At 48.2% G+C, this 19,374-nt stretch carries 19 protein-coding genes and 1 riboswitch; of the genes, 16 read left to right on the top strand and 3 right to left on the bottom strand.

What is annotated here, in order from left to right:
* Nucleotides 1–15 precede the first annotated feature (15 nt).
* Genes tatA through hemB form a run of 6 tightly spaced genes read left to right on the top strand, consistent with a single transcriptional unit; the run spans nucleotide 16 to nucleotide 4,892 of the window.
* Nucleotides 16–237: a twin-arginine translocase TatA/TatE family subunit gene (tatA, locus tag U0358_RS12205; protein ID WP_317497621.1), complete on the top strand. Its 222-nt coding sequence runs from the start codon at nucleotides 16–18 to the stop codon at nucleotides 235–237.
* The gene (tatB, locus tag U0358_RS12200) at nucleotides 238–588 is read left to right on the top strand and encodes a Sec-independent protein translocase protein TatB (RefSeq protein ID WP_317497620.1); all 351 of its coding nucleotides are present in this window, start codon (nucleotides 238–240) and stop codon (nucleotides 586–588) included.
* Entirely contained in the window at nucleotides 581–1,315 is a 735-nt protein-coding gene (tatC, locus tag U0358_RS12195; protein ID WP_317497619.1) for a twin-arginine translocase subunit TatC, read from the top strand. The genes tatB and tatC overlap by 8 nt, the downstream gene beginning before the upstream one ends.
* Nucleotides 1,305–2,096, top strand: a complete 792-nt coding sequence (locus U0358_RS12190; RefSeq protein ID WP_317497618.1) for a TatD family hydrolase — start codon at nucleotides 1,305–1,307, stop codon at nucleotides 2,094–2,096. The genes tatC and U0358_RS12190 overlap by 11 nt, the downstream gene beginning before the upstream one ends.
* The gene (locus U0358_RS12185) at nucleotides 2,089–3,867 is read left to right on the top strand and encodes a sensor domain-containing diguanylate cyclase (protein WP_322406439.1); all 1,779 of its coding nucleotides are present in this window, start codon (nucleotides 2,089–2,091) and stop codon (nucleotides 3,865–3,867) included. The genes U0358_RS12190 and U0358_RS12185 overlap by 8 nt, the downstream gene beginning before the upstream one ends.
* Before the next feature lie 17 nt (nucleotides 3,868–3,884).
* Nucleotides 3,885–4,892, top strand: a complete 1,008-nt coding sequence (hemB, locus tag U0358_RS12180; RefSeq protein WP_322406438.1) for a porphobilinogen synthase — start codon at nucleotides 3,885–3,887, stop codon at nucleotides 4,890–4,892.
* On the opposite strand, the gene U0358_RS12175 is transcribed toward hemB, so the two are convergent.
* Complete coding sequence (locus U0358_RS12175; protein WP_322406437.1) at nucleotides 4,889–5,815, bottom strand: Ppx/GppA phosphatase family protein; 927 nt, start codon at nucleotides 5,813–5,815, stop codon at nucleotides 4,889–4,891. The genes hemB and U0358_RS12175 overlap by 4 nt on opposite strands.
* Nucleotide 5,816: 1 nt before the next feature.
* Nucleotides 5,817–7,097: an ATP-dependent RNA helicase RhlB gene (gene rhlB / locus U0358_RS12170; protein WP_322406436.1), complete on the bottom strand. Its 1,281-nt coding sequence runs from the start codon at nucleotides 7,095–7,097 to the stop codon at nucleotides 5,817–5,819.
* Between the two features lie 91 nt (nucleotides 7,098–7,188).
* Between rhlB and trxA the strand changes: the two genes are divergently transcribed.
* From trxA to U0358_RS12125, 9 genes are all read left to right on the top strand, one after another.
* Nucleotides 7,189–7,515 carry a thioredoxin TrxA gene (gene trxA, locus U0358_RS12165; protein ID WP_011235588.1) on the top strand — a complete coding sequence of 109 codons (327 nt, stop codon included), beginning with the start codon at nucleotides 7,189–7,191 and terminating at the stop codon, nucleotides 7,513–7,515.
* Between the two features lie 249 nt (nucleotides 7,516–7,764).
* A complete protein-coding gene (gene rho / locus U0358_RS12160; protein ID WP_011235587.1) occupies nucleotides 7,765–9,033 on the top strand; it encodes a transcription termination factor Rho in 1,269 nt (422 codons plus the stop codon).
* A gap of 7 nt (nucleotides 9,034–9,040) precedes the next feature.
* Nucleotides 9,041–10,513: a 4-hydroxy-3-polyprenylbenzoate decarboxylase gene (ubiD, locus tag U0358_RS12155; RefSeq protein WP_322406435.1), complete on the top strand. Its 1,473-nt coding sequence runs from the start codon at nucleotides 9,041–9,043 to the stop codon at nucleotides 10,511–10,513.
* Nucleotides 10,514–11,215, top strand: coding sequence for an NAD(P)H-flavin reductase (gene fre, locus U0358_RS12150; RefSeq protein WP_317497612.1), 702 nt, complete (start codon nucleotides 10,514–10,516; stop codon nucleotides 11,213–11,215). It begins immediately after the preceding gene.
* 50 nt (nucleotides 11,216–11,265) lie between these two features.
* A riboswitch (TPP riboswitch) is annotated at nucleotides 11,266–11,364 on the top strand.
* A gap of 53 nt (nucleotides 11,365–11,417) precedes the next feature.
* Nucleotides 11,418–13,550: a TonB-dependent receptor gene (locus U0358_RS12145; RefSeq protein ID WP_322406434.1), complete on the top strand. Its 2,133-nt coding sequence runs from the start codon at nucleotides 11,418–11,420 to the stop codon at nucleotides 13,548–13,550.
* 11 nt (nucleotides 13,551–13,561) lie between these two features.
* Nucleotides 13,562–13,819, top strand: coding sequence for a YkoF family thiamine/hydroxymethylpyrimidine-binding protein (locus U0358_RS12140; RefSeq protein ID WP_317497610.1), 258 nt, complete (start codon nucleotides 13,562–13,564; stop codon nucleotides 13,817–13,819).
* On the top strand, nucleotides 13,812–14,438 hold the full coding sequence (pnuC, locus tag U0358_RS12135) for a nicotinamide riboside transporter PnuC (protein ID WP_317497609.1): 627 nt from the start codon (nucleotides 13,812–13,814) through the stop codon (nucleotides 14,436–14,438). The genes U0358_RS12140 and pnuC overlap by 8 nt, the downstream gene beginning before the upstream one ends.
* On the top strand, nucleotides 14,435–15,178 hold the full coding sequence (locus U0358_RS12130; RefSeq protein WP_322406433.1) for a phosphotransferase: 744 nt from the start codon (nucleotides 14,435–14,437) through the stop codon (nucleotides 15,176–15,178). The genes pnuC and U0358_RS12130 overlap by 4 nt, the downstream gene beginning before the upstream one ends.
* 15 nt (nucleotides 15,179–15,193) lie before the next feature.
* Complete coding sequence (locus tag U0358_RS12125; protein ID WP_317497607.1) at nucleotides 15,194–16,519, top strand: MFS transporter; 1,326 nt, start codon at nucleotides 15,194–15,196, stop codon at nucleotides 16,517–16,519.
* A gap of 14 nt (nucleotides 16,520–16,533) precedes the next feature.
* On the opposite strand, the gene U0358_RS12120 is transcribed toward U0358_RS12125, so the two are convergent.
* A complete protein-coding gene (locus U0358_RS12120; RefSeq protein WP_011235579.1) occupies nucleotides 16,534–16,731 on the bottom strand; it encodes a DUF3185 family protein in 198 nt (65 codons plus the stop codon).
* 180 nt (nucleotides 16,732–16,911) lie between these two features.
* On the opposite strand from U0358_RS12120, the gene U0358_RS12115 reads away from it, so the two are divergent.
* Nucleotides 16,912–19,368, top strand: a complete 2,457-nt coding sequence (locus tag U0358_RS12115) for a TonB-dependent receptor plug domain-containing protein (RefSeq protein WP_322406432.1) — start codon at nucleotides 16,912–16,914, stop codon at nucleotides 19,366–19,368.
* Nucleotides 19,369–19,374 lie beyond the last annotated feature (6 nt).

Below are 19,374 nucleotides of genomic sequence, written 5' to 3'. Positions count from 1 at the left end.
ACGGTAGGAAATAACATGGGTGTATCACCTTGGCAGTTACTCATCTTGTTGGTCATTGTTGTATTGCTGTTTGGCACCAAGCGTCTGCGTGGCCTGGGTTCAGACTTAGGTAATGCGGTAAAAGGCTTTAAGAAGTCTATGGGCGACGAAGATGACAGCAAAGAGAAAGACGACTCTTTGCAGCACAAAGAAGAACATGACAATAAATCGAATTCGGACAAATCCGGGAAATCTTAAATGTTCGATATTGGTTTCTGGGAGTTATTACTTATTGCGATAGTCGGTCTGCTGGTGCTTGGTCCCGAGCGCCTGCCTTCGGCTATTCGCGGCTTTCAGAGAACCCTGTCGAGTATTAAACAGTATTCTCAAAAAGTACAAAACGAGCTTGACCACGAATTGCGGATTAAAGAGCTGCACGAACATTTGAAACAAGCCGAGAGTCAGGACCTTGAAAATTTAAGTCCGGAACTGCAACGCTCGCTAGTCGAATTAAGAAGTGCGGCAGAAGAGGTTCAGCGACCCTATTCTAAGCCAGATTCGAAACCCAAAGAAAAAACCGGAACCGATGTGGGTAAAGGTAATGAGTGACTCCCCTTTATTAAATCACTTGCTGGAGCTCAGAAACCGGCTATTACGCTCGGTGTTGGTTATTCTGGTTGTGTTCGCAGCGCTCGCTTACTTTGCCAATGACATTTACCATTTTGTCGCCCAGCCGCTACTGATGAACATGCCGGTGGGCTCGCAAATGATCGCCACAGACGTTGCCGCACCTTTTTTCACCCCTTTTAAGTTAACGCTGGTTGTGGCGCTGGCGCTTAGCGTTCCCTATTTACTGTGGCAAATATGGGGTTTTATCGCACCGGGCTTGTATGGTCGCGAGAAGCGCCTGGTCATTCCGCTGCTGGCTACCAGCACGTTGTTGTTTTATGCCGGTATTGCCTTTGCCTATTTTGTGGTTCTGCCTCTTGCCATGGCATTTTTCAGTAGTGCTGCGCCGGAGGGGGTCACTGTTGCTACCGACATTTCCCGCTATCTGGACTTTATTCTGGCGATTTTCGTTGCCTTTGGTATTGCCTTTGAAACGCCGGTTGCCATTATGCTGCTGATCTGGACCGGCACCTGCACCCGCGAATCATTGGCAAAAAAACGGCCTTATATTATTGTTGGTGCGTTCGCTATTGGTATGTTGCTAACCCCTCCCGATGTTATTTCCCAAACGTTACTGGCAATACCTATGTGGTTGTTGTTTGAGTTAGGTTTACAAGTTAGCCGTTGGTATACACCCACCCAACAGGAAGACGACGATGTGGTTTGATGCCGGTGTCAATTTAACCAACAAACGGTTGTTGAGCGATCTGGACGGAGTGATGGCTCGTGCCGAGCAGGCTAATGTGCAAAAGCAGTTGATTATATCAACCTCTATTGAAGAGGCGGAGCAAGCCGTTAAATTGTGCCAGCAGTTTCCTGACAAGTTGCTGATGACCGTGGGTATTCACCCTCACGACGCCGGCGAGGTGTCAGCGAATTACAAAAAACAGTTACGGGAATTGGCCGGACAGCCCTGTGTTGTCGCTATTGGTGAATGCGGTCTGGATTTTAACCGGAATTTTTCTCCCCGCGATGCACAGGAAAAGGTATTCGTTGCTCAAATTGAGCTGGCTAATGAGTTAAATCTTCCACTGTATTTGCACGAACGCGATGCAATTGACCGCCAAATAGAGCTGTTAAACCAGTATTGTGATGACTCAACGCCCTGCTTAACTCACTGCTTTACCGGTGGCGCCGAAGCGCTGAACCGTTATGCTGAGCGAGGCCATTGGTTTGGCATTACCGGCTGGGTGTGTGATGAGCGACGTAACCAAGAACTGGTGTCAGCTTTGCCTTACCTGCCTCTGAACAGGCTGGTACTTGAAACGGATGCGCCGTTTTTATTACCGCGGGGGCTGAAGCCGCGACCTAAAATGAATGAGCCTGCGCTTTTGCCGGTAGTTGGGGAGGCTCTGGCCAACTATCTTGAGGTGTCGGTACAGCATTTAGCCGAGCTGACCTATGCGAATACGGAACGGTTTTTCGGGCTGGGAGAGAACAGTGACTAAAGCTTCCGGAGTAAGTGCATTGCAGTGGCTATTTTTGGCTCTCGTGGCTCTGCTTTTTTCTGCATCCGCTGCTGTGGCGCAAATACTTCCCGAAAGCCAGTCAGAGCTGGCAATTGAATACACTAACAGCCAGCAAAATCTGGACTTAGAAACCGCAAAAAACTTACCTTCAACTGATTGGCGCAAACTCGATACAGACCGGGCATCCTTTGGTTACACCAGTGATGAATATTGGTTTCGTTTTAAACTCGATGCTAAACCTTATGACCGTATTTTGCATATTGCCTACCCTTTGCTCGATGAACTGACCGTTTATATCATGAGCCCGGAGGGGCTAAGAACTTATCGGATGGGTGACACTTTGCCGTTCAATGAGCGTCCAATACCAACGTCAGAATTTGCGGTTCCTTTACCCACCGACATCGGCGGTGAAATTTATATTAAAACTAATACGCAAAGCTCAATGCGCCTGCCTATCGCTGTACGTACCGAAGCTGATTTTTTTGAGACGCAAATGAACCGTCGTATTGCTGAAGGAATTTACTTTGGTGTACTGCTTTGTATGGCGGTTTATAACCTTTTCGGTTTTATTGCGTCGCGCGAGCCTGAATTTGGTGTGTATTCGCTTTACACGCTATTTTTTGCCGGCTTGATGTTGTCATTAGAGGGGCTTGGCTTTCATTACTTATGGCCTAACTCCCTGTATTTACAGGATAAAGGAATTCCAATATTTGGCAGTCTCACCTTTCTAACCGCTGCCTTTTTTGCTTATCAGCTCCTCGAACTAAAACGTTACCGATACACCTGGGGTCGCGGGCTAATGGTGATGGCCTTCCTCTCAGCCGTCAGCCTATTAATTGCTATTTTCGCCAGTTATCGGGTCAGTATTCACATCCTGCTGAGCCTGGCTATTCCTGGTTGTCTATTTTTGCTGCTGGTTGGCGTGTATCTTTGGCGTAAGGGCTTTTTATATGCGCGTATCTTCACACTTGCCTGGTGCAGTTTGCTAATTTCTGTGGTCGCTAACTCGTTGGGTTATCTTGGAATTATCGACAGCATGTTTATTCAGCGTCATGCCATTATGATAGGGTCAGGCATTGAAATTTTGCTGCTCTCCTGGGTTCTGGCCGTACGCTACAGCGAACAACGTAAAGAGCGCCTACAGGCTGAGCAACGTCATAACCGCGAGCTGGAAGAGAGTGTCGATGAACGCACTTTTGAGCTACAAATTGCCTTACGCGAACTTCAGGAGGTTAATACTGAACTGGAGCAGAAGAGCATCGAAGATCCTTTGACTGGCTTGCATAACCGCCGTTATTTTCAGCAGCACCTGGAACGTGAGCTGCGGCGCACACTGCGGCGCGAGTTACCGCTTGCGTTATTAATGATTGACGTCGACCACTTTAAACCCGTGAACGATACCTATGGTCACCTTGCCGGAGACCAGATTTTGCAACAGCTGGCAAAATTAATGCAGCAACACGCTAAGCGAGCCGCGGATATTGTCTGTCGTTATGGTGGTGAAGAGTTTGCCATTATCTTGCCGGAAACCGACATTCAGGAGGCGGAAACTTTTGCCAGTCAGTTGCTGGAAAAGGTTCGTAATACCGAGTTTAAAACCGATGCCGGCTTGCTTAAGATTACGCTGAGTATTGGTGTGATCTCCACTAGCGTGCGTATTTTTGATAATGTGGATGAAATTTTTAAAGCCGCAGACGATGCGCTATATGCCGCCAAACATAAAGGCCGCGACAGATTAGCGGTGCAGTAACCCATCAGGAGTGAAGAATGACAAATCAAGGTGCTTTTCCGGGCAGACGCCTAAGACGTTTACGCCGCCACGATTTTAGCCGGCGGCTGGTGGCAGAAAACCAGTTGAGCGTGGACGATTTAATTTACCCTATGTTTGTTCTCGAAGGTGAGAACCAGCGTGAGCAGGTCAGTTCAATGCCTGGCGTTGACCGTGTGAGTATCGATCTGTTGTTGCAAGAATGCGCTCAGTTGGTTGAATTCGGTATTCCTATGGTTGCCTTATTCCCGGTAACGCCTGCTTCGGCTAAGTCGGAGATGGCTGAAGCGGCTTATGATGATAACGGTCTGGCTCAGCGTGCGGTCAAAGCCATAAAAGCCAAGTTTCCGGAGCTAGGCGTAATGACCGATGTGGCTTTGGATCCTTTTACAACTCACGGGCAAGACGGCATTCTTGATGGCAGCGGTTACGTGATCAATGACGTTACCACTGAGGTTTTGGTAAAGCAGGCTGTGTCTCACGCGCGAGCCGGAGTAGATGTTGTAGCTCCGTCGGACATGATGGACGGGCGCATTGGCGCTATTCGTTCAGCACTGGAAGCTGAAGGCTTTATCAACACTCAAATTATGGCGTATTCGGCTAAATATGCCAGCGCGTTTTACGGCCCATTCCGCGACGCGGTCGGCTCTGCCGGAAACCTGAAAGGGGCTGACAAAAAGACCTATCAGATGGACCCGGCTAATTCAGACGAAGCCCTGCAGGAAATTGGACTGGATATACAGGAAGGCGCTGACATGGTGATGGTGAAGCCGGGCATGCCTTATTTGGACATTGTACGCCGTGCAAAAGACACTTTTGGCGTGCCGACTTTTGCGTACCAGGTCAGTGGTGAATACGCCATGCTCCAGGCTGCCATTAAAAATGGCTGGCTGGGTCAGGACGTTATTGAAGAAAGTTTGCTGGGTTTCAAACGAGCCGGTGCTGACGGTATTTTAACGTATTTTGCAAAATCGGTAGCTGAACGTCTTACAACGAATAAACGCTAAGCCGTAATTTCATTGGCAAGTTGCGCGAGTAAACCCTCGCGTAACGCGCCGGAAGTCACTTCAAAATCGCTCACACTAAGTACCTTCAGCACAGCCAAAAGTATGGTGATTCCGCCCATTAGAACAGCGCGGCGGTCATCACGTAATCCGGCAAAATTCAGACGCTCAATTTGCCCCTGCCGGATACAACGCTGAATCAGTTCACTTAACCAGCTTTGACTAAGCCCTGGCTGTTTTTCCGCCGCCGCTATTTCGGTAAGTGCACGAAAAGTACCTGATGCGCCAAGAACCCGCAGCCAACCATGTTGCTTATAATCAGCGGCGTAGGGCGTAATAAGCTTCGTAGCGGCCTGAATAGCTAGCTCTACGTTATCCGGGGTAATTTGTCCATCTTTAAAGAAACGGTTTTGAAACACTACACAGCCCATATCCAGACTGTTAAGCACATTAGCCTGGGTTCCATTACCGGCGACAACCTCTGTACTTGCACCGCCAATATCAATAACCAGAACGTTATCCCGGCATTGCGACGCACTACAAACTCCCGCATAAATGAATTCAGCTTCACGCTCGCCGGTAATAACTTCAATAGGGAAGCCTAATGTCGACTCAAAGCGCGCAAGAAGTTCTTTCTGATTACTGGCTTTGCGCAGCGCTGCAGTTGCTACCGCTTTTACTGCAAAGGGCTGGAAGCGTTTCAGCTCTTTGGCAAACAGAGTAAGACAATCTATGGCACGGGAAATGGCAGCGTCGTCTATGCTGTCATTGTCGCCCAAGCCGTCGGCTAGACGAACTTTCTGTTTACGCTGGGAGAGAATCCGGGGCTTAGGAAAGAAGCCCGTCATTGAAACTTCTGCCATCAACAGGTGGAAACTGTTGGATCCCATGTCGATGGCAGCAAGTTTGCGCTTTTTGGCTGGCATATTACGACGCGTTGCGCGGAGGCCCTGAGCGACGGCCGCGAGGTTTGCCCTTGCCTCCTCCGCCTGAGTTATGGCGACGACGGCGCTGAATTGGACGTGGACGTCGCAAATCAGACAGCAGAGCATCGCCATCGTATTTGGTGACCGGAATGGTGTGACCAATGTAGTCTTCAATAGCCGGTAAATTGTATACGTACTCTTCACACGCCAGGCTTATTGCGGCGCCACTCGCTCCTGCACGACCTGTGCGGCCTATACGGTGAACATAATCTTCGCAGTCATCCGGTAAGTCGAAGTTATACACATGAGTCACTTCAGGAATATGCAGGCCACGTGCGGCGACATCGGTAGCGACTAGAAAGTCGAGCTTTCCTTCGGCGAAGTCTTCCAGAATGCGTAAGCGCTTTTTCTGCGGAACATCGCCAGTTAACAGACCTGCGCGGTGTTCGTTTGCGACTAACCAGCCGTGTACCTTTTCGCAACCGTGCTTGGTGTTGGCGAAAACAATGGCTTTATCCGGCCAGTCTTCCTCAATCAGCGTAAGTAATAGCGGAAACTTTTCTGGCTTAGAAGGATAAAACAGTTCTTCAGTTACCCTTGTCGCCGTTTTTTGTAACGGCTCCACTTCGAGTTTAGTCGGTGCATTCATATGCTCGTAAGCCAGTTCCTGCACACGATAAGACAATGTTGCAGAGAACAGCAGATTCAGCCGCTTGGATGGATCCGGCATTTTTTGCAATAAATAGCGAATGTCATCAATAAAGCCAAGATCGAACATGCGGTCGGCTTCGTCCAGCACCACAACTTCAATGTCTTTAAGACTGAATAGACCCTGCTTATAAAAGTCGATAAGGCGACCAGTGGTACCGACCAGTATGTCTGGTTGTGCCGCTAGTTGTTCTTTTTGACCTTCGTAGCCTTCGCCGCCGTAAATCACGCCCATTTTCAAGCCGCAATGCTCAATAAGGGCATTAGCATCGTGCGCTATTTGAATAGCGAGTTCCCGAGTCGGTGCCATAATCAGTGCGCGTGGGCCCGATTCGGTTTTTTCGGACGATTCGTTCTGCATTAAGCGGTTGAAAGTAGCCAGCAGAAATGCCAAGGTTTTGCCTGTACCTGTCTGAGCCTGACCAGCAACATCGCGGTTAGACAGAGCAACGGGCAGACTTAACGCCTGAATTGGAGTACAATACTCAAATCCGGCACTGGATATTGCTTGCTGGATTTTGGGGTGAAGCGCCAAATCAGCAAAGCGAGTTTCTGTAAGATGTTTTTTAGTCATAAGTTATAAGCATATCAGTTTGCGCTTGTATTCAAAAACAGAAATAATACTATTCTAATATTTCCACGCGAAGAAAGTAGCGGAGAGTACCATGAGTGACGTAATAGTTCAGCTAAGTGATGACAGTTTTGATGCTGATGTCATAAATTCCGATAAACCCGTATTAGTCGACTTTTGGGCTGAGTGGTGTGGGCCATGTAAAATGGTAGCACCTATTCTTGATGACATTGCCAGCGAGTACGCTGATAAATTAGTTATTGGTAAGCTGAACGTCGACCACAATGAACAAACCCCACCTAAATACAATATTCGTGGCATTCCAACGTTACTGTTGTTTAAAGGCGGCGAAGTTGTCGGAACGAAAGTGGGCGCATTATCACGTGCTCAACTGACTGAGTTTTTAGACCAGCACATTTAATGATTGTCAAAAAACGGCGTGTTAAGCGCCGTTTTTGTTGAGAAAACTGGACGAATCGCTTTTTTGGTGATAACTTCTGCTCATTAACTGTTCATTCGGGTTCACCAACTCCACCGGTTAGCCTGTTTTTAAATGAAACGTCTGTTTCTGGTTTCGCACTTCGCGAATTCCGAAAGTTCCAATTGTTTTACTTTCTAGAGTCAAATTAAAAAAGGCTTTGTGTTCAATCGATAACTCGAAAACCCTCCTATGAATCTAACAGAACTTAAAGATAAACCCGTAAACGAGCTAGTTCAGCTCGCGGACTCAATGGGTCTTGAAAATATGGCCCGCTTGCGCAAGCAAGACATCATTTTCGCTATTTTAAAAGCGCATGCTAAAAGTGGTGAAGACATTCACGGCGGCGGTGTGCTGGAAATTTTGCAGGATGGCTTTGGCTTCTTGCGTTCAGCCGACTCTTCCTACCTGGCTGGACCAGACGATATATACGTCTCGCCAAGTCAGATTCGTCGCTTTAACCTGCGTACGGGTGACACAATTGGCGGGAAAATTCGCCCACCGAAAGACAGCGAACGTTATTTTGCCCTGCTGAAAATTCGTGAAGTGAACTTCGACAAGCCTGAAAACTCCCGCAATAAAATCTTATTTGAAAACTTAACGCCGCTACACGCGGAAGAGCGTTTTCATTTAGAGCGCGGTAATGGCAGCAAAGAAGATATCACTGCACGAGTATTGGATTTATCAGCGCCAATTGGTAAAGGTCAACGTGGTCTTATTGTCGCGCCACCTAAAGCGGGTAAAACCTTATTGCTGCAGAATATAGCGACTTCTATTGCAGCGAATCATCCCGATGCAGAACTGATTGTACTATTGATTGATGAGCGTCCGGAAGAAGTCACCGAAATGCACCGTCTGGTGCATGGTGAAGTCGTTGCTTCCACCTTTGATGAACCAGCCAGCCGCCACGTTCAGGTAGCGGAAATGGTTATCGAAAAAGCCAAACGTCTGGTTGAGCATAAGAAAGACGTGGTGATTTTGCTCGACTCCATTACTCGTTTAGCCCGTGCTTATAACACCGTTATTCCAAGCTCCGGAAAAGTCTTAACCGGTGGTGTGGATGCCAACGCATTGCACAAACCTAAGCGTTTCTTTGGTGCTGCGCGTAATGTAGAAGAAGGTGGTAGTTTAACCATTATTGCAACCGCGCTTATTGATACCGGCTCGAAAATGGATGAAGTCATCTACGAAGAGTTTAAAGGTACCGGCAACATGGAGCTGCACCTGAACCGTAAGTTGGCCGAACGCCGTGTGTTCCCTGCAATTGATTTCAACCGTTCAGGTACGCGTCGTGAAGAGTTGCTGACCACGCCGGACGAGCTGCAAAAAATGTGGATCCTGCGTAAAATCATGCATCCCATGGGCGAAGTTGAGGCCATGGAATTTTTGATTGACCGTTTGCAGATGACCAAAACCAATGACGAATTCTTCGAATCGATGAAACGTCAACGCAACAGTTAAGTGGCGTATGAAATATCAAGATCTGCGTGATTTCATCGCGCTCCTCGAGGAGCGCGGTGAACTGAAACGTATCCAACAAGAAATAGACCCCTACCTCGAAATTACTGAAATATCAGACCGTACGTTAAAAGCACAAGGTCCGGCCTTATTGTTTGAAAACGTGAAAGGCCATGATATGCCGGTTTTAGCTAATTTATTCGGCACCCCAGACCGGGTGGCTTTAGGTATGGGTCAGGAGTCGGTGACCGCCTTACGGGATGTGGGGAAATTGCTGGCCTTTTTAAAAGAGCCGGAGCCTCCTAAAGGCTTTCGCGACGCGTTGAATTTACTGCCTAAGTACAAAAAAGTGCTGAGCATGTCGCCAAAAAGCATTAAAAAGGCGCCATGTCAGCAAGTGGTTATGAGCGGCGATGACGTTGACTTAACAAAGTTGCCGATTCAGCATTGCTGGCCGGGCGACGTTGCACCGTTGGTTACCTGGGGGCTTACGGTCACTCGTGGTCCGCATAAAGAACGCCAGAACTTAGGTATTTATCGCCAGCAACTCCTGGGTCCGAATAAGCTCATTATGCGCTGGTTGTCGCATCGCGGTGGCGCACTGGATTTCCAGGAGTGGTGCCAGCAGCATCCGGGCGAAAAGTTCCCGGTGTCAGTTGCTTTGGGTGCTGATCCTGCAACTATTTTGGGCGCGGTAACACCGGTGCCCGATAGCTTGTCGGAATACGCCTTTGCCGGATTGTTGCGCGACAGCAAAACCGAAGTAACACAGTGCCTCAGTAATGATTTACAAGTACCGGCGCACGCTGAAATTATTCTGGAAGGTTATATAGAGCCGGGCGAAATGGCGCCGGAAGGCCCTTATGGCGATCATACCGGCTACTACAACGAAGTGGATGAGTTTCCGGTGTTTACCGTGACTCATGTTACCCATCGTAAAGATCCGATTTACCACAGCACCTATACCGGGCGTCCACCGGACGAACCTGCCGTGCTGGGCGTTGCTTTAAATGAAGTGTTTATTCCGTTACTGCAAAAACAATTCCCTGAAATTGTCGATTTTTATTTGCCACCGGAAGGCTGTTCGTACCGTTTGGCCGTAGTCACTATGAAGAAGCAGTACCCGGGTCATGCGAAGCGCGTGATGATGGGTGTCTGGTCTTTCTTACGTCAGTTTATGTACACCAAATTCGTAATTGTGTGCGACGACGACGTGAATGCGCGTGACTGGAAAGATGTTATCTGGGCTATGACAACCCGGATGGATCCGGCACGCGATACGACCCTGGTCGAAAATACGCCTATAGATTATCTCGATTTCGCTTCACCGGTTTCCGGACTGGGCTCGAAGATGGGAATGGACGCCACCAATAAATGGCCGGGTGAAACTGACCGTGAGTGGGGCGAGCCAATAGTCATGAGCGACGAGGTAAAACAGCGTGTTGACGAGCTGTGGGACGAACTGAACATTATGGAGTCGTGAATGAGTCAACAAATGACCTGTAAAGCTGAAATTTCGCGCCAGTTGGCCGATGCTGTGTGGGAAGTGCGTTTGCAACTGCCGCAACCGGTTGAGTTTAAAGCAGGCCAGTACCTTATGGTGATGATGGGCGAACGCGATAAGCGGCCTTTTAGTATTGCGTCGTGCCCGTCCATAAAAAGTGAGTGGTTACTTCACATAGGCGCCACGCCGGACAACAGCTATGCAATGGAAGTGTTGGATAAAGTGCGTGCCGATGGGGAATTAGAAATTGACGCGCCAGATGGTGTGGCTTTTTACCGTCAGGAAAACACTAAGCCGGCAGTGTTAATTGCTGGTGGCACCGGTTTCTCTTACACCTATTCTATCTTGCAGCAACATTTACGTTTGTCGCCAGAGCGGCCTCTGACACTTTACTGGGGTGCAAAAAGCTTAAGCGATCTGTATTTGCATGACGAACTGGAACGCTTAGCAGGTCAGTACGAGCACTTTGATTACCACCCGGTCGTCGAAGACGCGGATAACAACTGGGCTTATTCTATAGGTTTGGTGCATCACGCGGTTATGGCTCGTGAGCAAAGTCTGCCTGAATGTGAAATTTATATGGCTGGCCGCTTTGAAATGATACGCGTTATTCGCGACGATTTTGTCGCTAAAGACGTACCGTTAGAAAACCTTTACGGCGACGCTCTGTCCTTTATTTAATTGCACTGAAAGTAAATTTGTTTAACTAACAAGCTGCGTTATACTGACGCCGCTTTACCAAGGGGTGCCGGCAACGGCTGAGATGCATTAGCGAACCCTTAAAACCTGATCCGGTTAATACTGGCGTAGGGATGGTAGAAAACCCGTCTAATTACAGCCTTACCGGATCGTTTCTGACTCTGTTGTTTTGAGGAAATGATCCATGAAAATAATCAATTCATATTTAGCAGCCAGCATCGCCGCTGCGTTATCCAGCGTTCCCGCTTTTGCCTTTGCAGCAGAAGACACACAAGATACAAAAGACATCGAGATTATTGAAGTGAGTGGTGACTTTCATCGCCGCACCTTAAACGAAACCACCAGTAGTGTTTCAATTATTGATGAAGATGCGATGCAACAGCGTCACTCGCAGCATTTACAAGACACGCTGAACAGCTTTGCGAACGTGAATTTTTCTGGTGGTACTTCTACCGCTCGCTTTATTCAAATTCGTGGTATTGGCGAACGCTCTCAGTTTGTTGATCCGGTCACTCCTTCTGTGGGCTTGCTAATAGATGGTATTGACTACAGTGGTTTAGGCAGTGCTGCGTCTTTGTTTGATATTAATCAGGTGGAAGTTTTTCGCGGTCCGCAAAGTGGACGCTTTGGTGTAAACGCTATGGCGGGTTTATTGCTTCTGGACAGCACCGCACCGAGCAGCGATTTTAATGGCCAGTTTCAGTTATCAGCAGGCAACTATTCCGAAGCGATGGGCGGCCTGGCTATGGGCGGTAGCCTAGGGGCATTAGGTAATGCGCGTTTCTCGGTCAGTCAGTTTCAGCAAGACGGCTACATTGAAAACACCTACCTTGAACGCGACGACACGGGACAGCGAGATGAACTGACTGCGCGCTTCAAATTGGATACCGAGCTCAGTAAAGACTGGCTGCTGCAAACGGTTCTGCATTATAACGATGTCGACAATGGCTACGATGCGTTTAGTCTCGACAATACTCGCGAAACTTTGTCCGACGAGCCGGGTTATGATCGTTTAGAAAGTCAGGCGTTGCGCCTGCAGCTCAGTTACCTGGGTTTTGACAATAGCCGTCTGGAAATGTCTGTTAACTACCTGGATGCAGACACCGGCTACGCTTACGACGAAGACTGGACTTATAAAGGTATCGCACCGGGCTGGGAATACTCGGCTTTTGACGCGTACCTCCGCGACCGTGACGACAAAACCGCGGAAGTTCGCTGGGTATCCGACGAACCCGAAAATCTGTTTGGTGTTGATAGCGAATGGGTTTTAGGTTTGTACTATTACGATAAGTCGGTACAACTGACGCGCGACTATTTTAACTGGGATTTAGGCCAGCCAAGTATTTTCAACAGCGACTATGACAGTAAAAATGCGGCTATCTACGGTGAGTTGACTCAGCATTGGAGTGACCGCGTTAGTACCATCACTGGCTTGCGGGTAGAGCGTTATGACAACGAATACCTCGACAGTCGTGGTATTACTGCGGAGCCTGAAGATACCATGGTGGGAGGTAATTTCAGTGTTCGTTACCAGGCGTCTGACGACAGTTATCTGTACGCGACACTCGCACGCGGTTACAAAGCTGGCGGCGTTAACGGCGAAGCTTTAGGTAAGGCCAAAGATCAGGGGCTGGAAGAAGTAGAAAATTATTTATTAGACCGCTCAACCTATTCTCCTGAAGTCCTCTGGAGTACCGAGTTTGGTGTAAAAGGGAGGAGTGCAGATGGACTGCTAACATCGAGAGTAAGTGCATTCTATCACTGGCGAGACGACGTTCAGTTAAAGAGTTGGGTTAATCGCAATCAGTCTTTCGTTGGTTATATTGAGAACGCCGCTGAAGGCACAGGCTATGGTCTGGAAGCGGAAATTCGTAATCAGTTTACGGACTGGTTGGCGATTTTTTCTTCGGCCAGTTGGTTACAAACCGAAATTGAAGGCTTTGTCACTGAAGATGGCACCGATATGACCGGGCGGGAGCAAGCGCAAGCGCCTAATTACCAGTTGAATATTGGCTTCGAGGGCTGGTTGGGCGAAAACTTCCAGTGGGTGATTCAGGCCGATGCGAAAGACGAGTTCTACTTCTCCGACTCGCATAACCAGAAAGCGGACAGCATGGCAGTGCTGCAGCTTGCGCTAAACTATCATTACCAGGATTGGCACTTTAGCGTGTGGGGGCGTAATTTAACGGATGAAGACTACGAGGTTCGAGGTTTTTACTTTGCCAACGACCCCAGAACTGGTTATGAAAATGAAGAAACTTACGTTCAATACGGTGAGCCACGTCGTTTTGGTATCACTGTGAGTAAATCGTTTTAAAGGGGATAAGTATGCAAATCTCAGTAGAAATGTCACTGTATCCACTGGCTGAAAATTATCTGGATACGATTACAGACTTCATTTCGCGTTTGAATCAGCATTCAGAACTAACGGTGCTGACCAATACCATGAGTACGCAAATTTTTGGTGAAATGCAGGATGTTATGCGGATTCTGAGTGACGAAATGGAGCTGCTTTTTCAGAATGTCCCTTCAAATGTTCTGGTTTGTAAGTTTATTAATAAAGACCTAAGGCCGGATAATGTCTGAATCTTTGCTCGAGTCCTGGCTTGAGCAGTTGATGGTCAGCTCCCCTTGGGAGCTGACGGCTTTAGTCATGGCTTTGGGATATTTAGTGCTGGCGGCGCATCAGCGCCAGTGGTGCTGGGCTGCGGCGGCGGTTAGCTGTACTATTTACGCTGTCTTGTTCTGGCAAGGTAAGTTGTATATGGAGTCTTTGCTGCAAACAATCTACATTGCGTTAGCCGGCTATGGCTGGTGGCAATGGCAGCGTCAGCAAAGCGCTGCAAAAGAGAGTCCTGATGGCGCCAAATACCCGCTTCGCTGGCACCTGCTGCAATGGGCGTGGCTGGTTCCTCTGGCTGCAGCTATTGCTTATTTACTTTCGACTTATACCGACGCAGACGCGGTATGGCTCGATACTTACACCACTGTATTCAGTTTGCTGGCCACCTGGCTGGTTACCAAAAAAGCGTATGAAACCTGGTGGTACTGGCTGGTTATAGACAGTGTTTACGTTTATTTATACGCCAGCAAAGGCTTTGTTGCCACTGCCTTGCTGTTTGTGGTTTATCTGATACTGGTAATTTATGCCATGTGGCGTTGGCGTCATGACATTTCGCTGAAATCTGCGAGTGAAGCGGGGTGATTCGTCGGCCCCGCGAAATACAGGAGCTGGCTTCAGGGCAGTCCAACCAAACGTTATGGTTGCGCACAAAGACTGAAGATTATGTATTAAAACGTTGGCGCTATGAACAGGTGTTCGCGGTTGATCGTGAACTTGAAGTATCCATACAAAAAGAGCTGGCGCAGCAGACTCTTGCCCCCGACGTTTTTGATTACGATGTTGAGCAAGGCTGGCTTTTACAACCTTACTATCAGGCTCCGTCTTTACAGCAAATGACGCTGTCGCCTTTGAGTAAAGCCACCGTACTGGCTGAAACACTGTCAAAAATCCACAATACACGAGTCGATATCCCGGCCTGGTCTATGACTGAGCGGGTAGAGCATTATTTGCAACAGCTGCGTTCGGTCAATTCGGCAGTTGCCGGGCAAATGAGCCAAAAATTGGCACCGATGCAACCCTTGTTAGAAGACTGGCTCAGTTATCCGGTGTTATGCCATAACGATTTATCGATGAATCATATTTTAATGACTGAGCCTGTCCGGGTTATTGACTGGGAGTACGCGGGTATTGGTCACCCCTTGTTTGATATTGCCAGTGCAATTGTTGTGAACGAACTCAGTGACGATGTGGCCGTTCGCTTAATAGCCGAGTACGAAAGAGTAGCCCATTATCAAATTGACCGGCAACGTTTGGCACAATGGTGTGAGTTTGTGGAATGGCTGAATAAAGTATGGCAGCATCTATTTCGACACTTTTCTTAAAGCGAACACATTGCCATGACTGATAAAAAATTGACTGAACGCGTTTACGGCTACTTAGCTGAAGACGAAGACGCTCGCGTCTGTAAAGATATTCCTGAGTCCGCCTGTAAAGAGCAACCGCGTTCATTCGTTTTGATGTTGTTATCGTTAACTTTGACTAAACTGGGTGATAGCTTAGTCAGTGCGCGCCTTGTGTTGCCGTGGATGTTGAGCTCGTTAGGTGCCCCGGCAATGTTTATTAGTGCTTTAGTGCCTTTACGGGAGTCTCTGGCTTTATTGCCGCAACTTTTCGTTGCTCAAAAGCTACGAGAGCAACCGGTACGTAAATGGTTCTGGGTTGCTGGCAGTATTGGTCAGGCCGTCTCGTTGTTGGCTATGCTGTTTGCGGTAGCAACTTTAGATGGATCTGCACTGGGCTGGTCCGTGGTTGTTTTACTGGCAATATTCAGTTTGTCGCGGGGCATCTGTTCTGTCGCGAATAAAGATGTGACCGGCAAAACGGTGTCTAAAACTCGCCGTGGGCGAATGTCCGGTGTCGCGGCTTCTGCTGCCGGATTACTCACGCTGCTAAGCGCAATGATTATTATATTTGCACCTGATATGGAAGGTCAGCGCTCGCTATTTGTTGGGCTACTGGGGGCCGGTGTTGTGCTTTGGTTTGCTGCGGCTTTACTTTATGCGGGCATTCCTGAGGTTGCCGGTGCAACCGAGGGTGGCGGTAACGCGCTGACCGAAGCGCTCAAATCGATGTCTTTGCTGTGGCAGGATAGTCAGTTTGGACACTTTGTCATTTCACGGGCATTACTGGTCGCCGCCGCTTTTGCTATTCCATATATTGTGGTTTTAATTCAGCGTGAAGGTGAGTCTGAACTGACCAGCCTGGGCAGTTTAATGCTTGCGAGTGGACTTGCCGGCTTATTGGCTGGGCGCTTTTGGGGTCGTTGGTCCGATTCGGCCAGTCACCATGTGATGGCAGCAGCTTCCGTTATGTCGACTCTGGTCATATCCGTTGCGCTGGCGCTTTACTACTGGATACCGGGAGCCTTGGGCGCGCAGTGGATCGCGGCATTACTTTTATTCAGTTCGGCGGTTGCGCATCATGGAGCACGAGTTGGCAGGAAAACCTATCTGGTTGATATGGCAACGCAAGATAATCGGGCGCAACTTACCGCGGTGTCTAATACAGTGATGGGAGTTGTACTTTTAGCTGGTTTGTTACTGGGGTGGGTCGATGCTGCTTATGGCGTTGCTGCTGTTTTATGGGTACTAGGAGCTATTGGCGTACTAGCGACTTTCACAGCTTTAAGATTGCCAGACGTATCAGGTAATACGTCTGGCTAACCACGTTTACCAGGTTATTTTCCACGAATAACCGCGTAAAGACCAACAATGACTGCGGCAACACCACCAATTAAATACCAAATGGTGTTGTCAGTTGGCTCATTTGTCGCCATTTCTGACACGCTAGAGGCAATTGATTGTGAGGCCTCATACGAGAAATACAATAAAATAGCGCCAACAACTAATAGAACAATACCTACGATACGAGTCATAAAGTCTTCCTTTTGTTGTGTTTACAACTTACCAATATAAAGCACTCTGTCAGATCCGCAAGTTTCCTTATAAATAATGATTTATGACATCTGGTATATTTCCAGACTGATGAAATGTCTGTAATTGTTAATAAGCTGGTTGTGTTTAAAACAGTAAAATAACAAAAGTAAGGCGGAACTATGAGAAGAGCATCTTTTAAACTTGGGTATTTGGCCATTTCTATGTCAGCAGCGTTAGCAATTCCGGGTACCGGTCTTGCGCAACAAGCAGATGCTAATGCAGAGTCTGATGAATCGATGGAGCGCATTGTCACTCTGGGTTCCCGAGTCAATGGCAGAACGGCAACAGAGTCGGCATCGCCAATTGATATTATTTCTGCAGAGCAACTGGTAAATACAGGAGCGACCGAACTCGGTAAAGCTCTGCAAATGAGTGCGCCTTCTTTTAACTTTTCCAGCACCACCATTTCTGACGGTTCTGACATAATTCGCCCTGCAACACTGCGCGGGCTCAATCCGGATCAGGTTTTGGTTCTGGTCAATGGTAAACGCCGGCATCAACAAGCTCTTGTAAACGTTCAAGAAACCATTGGTAAAGGCTCAGCAGGCTATGACATCAACGCCATTCCCATTACCGCTGTCGCACGTGTCGAAATTCTGCGGGACGGAGCCGCAGCTCAATACGGCTCGGATGCTATTGCCGGGGTTATTAATATTACTCTGAAAAGTTCTGACGGCGGCAGTGTCTCCGCTGAAATAGGTCAAACTTACGAGGGCGATGGCGAAGTTAATACGGTTGGCGTTAACTTTGGTACTACGTCAAAAAATGGCTATTTTAACGGCACTCTGGAGTACCGTGACCGAGGAATGACGAACCGGGCATCTCCAGCCGAAGCATCGCTGATAGGTGACTGGCTTTCGCCCGGCGGGGAACCAGTGGTTCGCCTTCATATTGGTGACGCAGATTCTGAAAATTTGTATGCATGGTTTAACTCTGGCTATAACTTGGGCAACAATAAGGAATTATATGCATTCGGTGGTGTTTCAACTCGCGATGGTGGATCTTCTGGCTTTTTTCGGGGGCGTGAACACCCTAGAACCATCGAGGCAATTTACCCCGATGGGTTCTTGCCAAAATTAGAGACCGAGGCGGATGACCAGTCCTTGGCTGTTGGTATTCGCGGTGACCTGCCTAATGCCTGGCTGTGGGATGCCAGTGTGGTTTACGGTAAAAATGAATTTGGTTTTAATTCGTCAAACTCAGCGAACGTAAGTTGGTACTACGAGCCTAGCCCGGACGGCGGTATTTATGGTGAAACACCGACGGAAGCTTTTGATGGCGAACTGGTCTTTGAGCAGACGACATTCAATTTAGATTTTAATGGTACGGTCGATATCGCAAACGAGCTGCTTTATCTCGCGGTGGGGTTAGAAATGCGCCGCGATGGTTATCAAATCAACCCGGGTGACCCGGTATCCTGGGCTTATGGGAGAGCTAACGACCCAAGCGTTGAAATTTTAACGCCATCTGGCGAGCCTGCAGAAGCTGGAATACAAGGCTTCCCGGGTTTTAGCCCTAGTCAGGCGGTAGATGCCGATCGTGACAGTTATGGCGCTTATGTCGATGCGGAATACTATGTAACACCGGACTTCTTGTTAGCAGGCGCTTTACGTTACGAAGATTATGACATAGCCGGTGATAATATTTCCGGTAAACTGTCTGCCCGCTATGATATCGACAGTGATTTTTCTTTGCGTGGTACGGTATCGACCGGATTTCGAGCTCCGGGCGTACAGCAAATTTATTACAGCCAGGTATCAACTAATATTGTTAATGGTACGTTGGTTGAAACCGGTACCATCGCCAACGATGATGAAGTCGCACGGCAGTTTGGTATCAACGAGTTAGAAGAAGAAACGTCTGAAAGCGTAAGCTTGGGCCTTATTAAGCGCTTCGATAACGGTTTCGATTTGACCATGGACTTTTATCAAATCAATATTGATGATCGCATTGTGTTGTCGGAATCACTGACGGCTGATGTAGGTGCAGAGTTTGGTCAAATTCTGGAAGATAATAACCTGGGAGCTGCTCAATTCTTCACTAACTCTGTTGATACCAAAACCACGGGTCTGGATGTGATTGTGTCTTACCCGACTGAGTTCATGGATGGCAATTTAAACTTAACTGCCGCAATGAGCTTTATGAATACCGACGTAGAGCAGGTGAATTCGGTCTCTTCATTAATTCCGGGAGAGCAAATATTTAACGACACTCAAGTTCTGCGCCTTGAAGAGGGTCAGCCCAGTGAGAAAGCCACATTAAGCGGTGACTGGACTCGTGACGCGTGGAACGTCAACTTAGCCCTAAATTACTTTGGTGCTGTTGAAGGTCAGGCTTTTACTGGGGTCCGTCATGAGTGGGGCGGTAAGTGGTTAACCGATCTTTCTGTTGGTTACGACTTTACCAGTGACTTAAATATTCGTATAGGTGCGAACAACCTGTTTGATACTTACCCGGATGAATGGGGCAGTGCTGGATCACCCTTTTCCGATGCGGGCTTTAAATATGGTTGGGAAACCTTCCCGTTCGGTATTAACGGTGGTTACTACTACGCTCGGCTGAATTACACTTTCTAATCGTTA

It is taken from the genome of Idiomarina sp. PL1-037 (assembly GCF_034422975.1).
Lineage (GTDB): Bacteria > Pseudomonadota > Gammaproteobacteria > Enterobacterales > Alteromonadaceae > Idiomarina.
The sequence above is the reverse complement of the archived record's forward strand: the minus strand, read 5'-3'. Positions and strand labels throughout refer to the sequence as shown.

Bases quoted from the DNA above. Each gene is read 5' to 3' on its own strand.
- tatA (WP_317497621.1), top strand. From the start codon at position 16: ATGGGTGTATCACCTTGGCAGTTACTCATCTTGTTGGTCATTGTTGTA.
- tatB (WP_317497620.1), top strand. From the start codon at position 238: ATGTTCGATATTGGTTTCTGGGAGTTATTACTTATTGCGATAGTCGGT.
- tatC (WP_317497619.1), top strand. From the start codon at position 581: ATGAGTGACTCCCCTTTATTAAATCACTTGCTGGAGCTCAGAAACCGG.
- U0358_RS12190 (WP_317497618.1), top strand. From the start codon at position 1,305: ATGTGGTTTGATGCCGGTGTCAATTTAACCAACAAACGGTTGTTGAGC.
- hemB (WP_322406438.1), top strand. From the start codon at position 3,885: ATGACAAATCAAGGTGCTTTTCCGGGCAGACGCCTAAGACGTTTACGC.
- U0358_RS12175 (WP_322406437.1), bottom strand. From the start codon at position 5,815: ATGCCAGCCAAAAAGCGCAAACTTGCTGCCATCGACATGGGATCCAAC.
- rhlB (WP_322406436.1), bottom strand. From the start codon at position 7,097: ATGACTAAAAAACATCTTACAGAAACTCGCTTTGCTGATTTGGCGCTT.
- trxA (WP_011235588.1), top strand. From the start codon at position 7,189: ATGAGTGACGTAATAGTTCAGCTAAGTGATGACAGTTTTGATGCTGAT.
- rho (WP_011235587.1), top strand. From the start codon at position 7,765: ATGAATCTAACAGAACTTAAAGATAAACCCGTAAACGAGCTAGTTCAG.
- ubiD (WP_322406435.1), top strand. From the start codon at position 9,041: ATGAAATATCAAGATCTGCGTGATTTCATCGCGCTCCTCGAGGAGCGC.
- fre (WP_317497612.1), top strand. From the start codon at position 10,514: ATGAGTCAACAAATGACCTGTAAAGCTGAAATTTCGCGCCAGTTGGCC.
- U0358_RS12145 (WP_322406434.1), top strand. From the start codon at position 11,418: ATGAAAATAATCAATTCATATTTAGCAGCCAGCATCGCCGCTGCGTTA.
- U0358_RS12140 (WP_317497610.1), top strand. From the start codon at position 13,562: ATGCAAATCTCAGTAGAAATGTCACTGTATCCACTGGCTGAAAATTAT.
- pnuC (WP_317497609.1), top strand. From the start codon at position 13,812: ATGTCTGAATCTTTGCTCGAGTCCTGGCTTGAGCAGTTGATGGTCAGC.
- U0358_RS12125 (WP_317497607.1), top strand. From the start codon at position 15,194: ATGACTGATAAAAAATTGACTGAACGCGTTTACGGCTACTTAGCTGAA.
- U0358_RS12120 (WP_011235579.1), bottom strand. From the start codon at position 16,731: ATGACTCGTATCGTAGGTATTGTTCTATTAGTTGTTGGCGCTATTTTA.
- U0358_RS12115 (WP_322406432.1), top strand. From the start codon at position 16,912: ATGAGAAGAGCATCTTTTAAACTTGGGTATTTGGCCATTTCTATGTCA.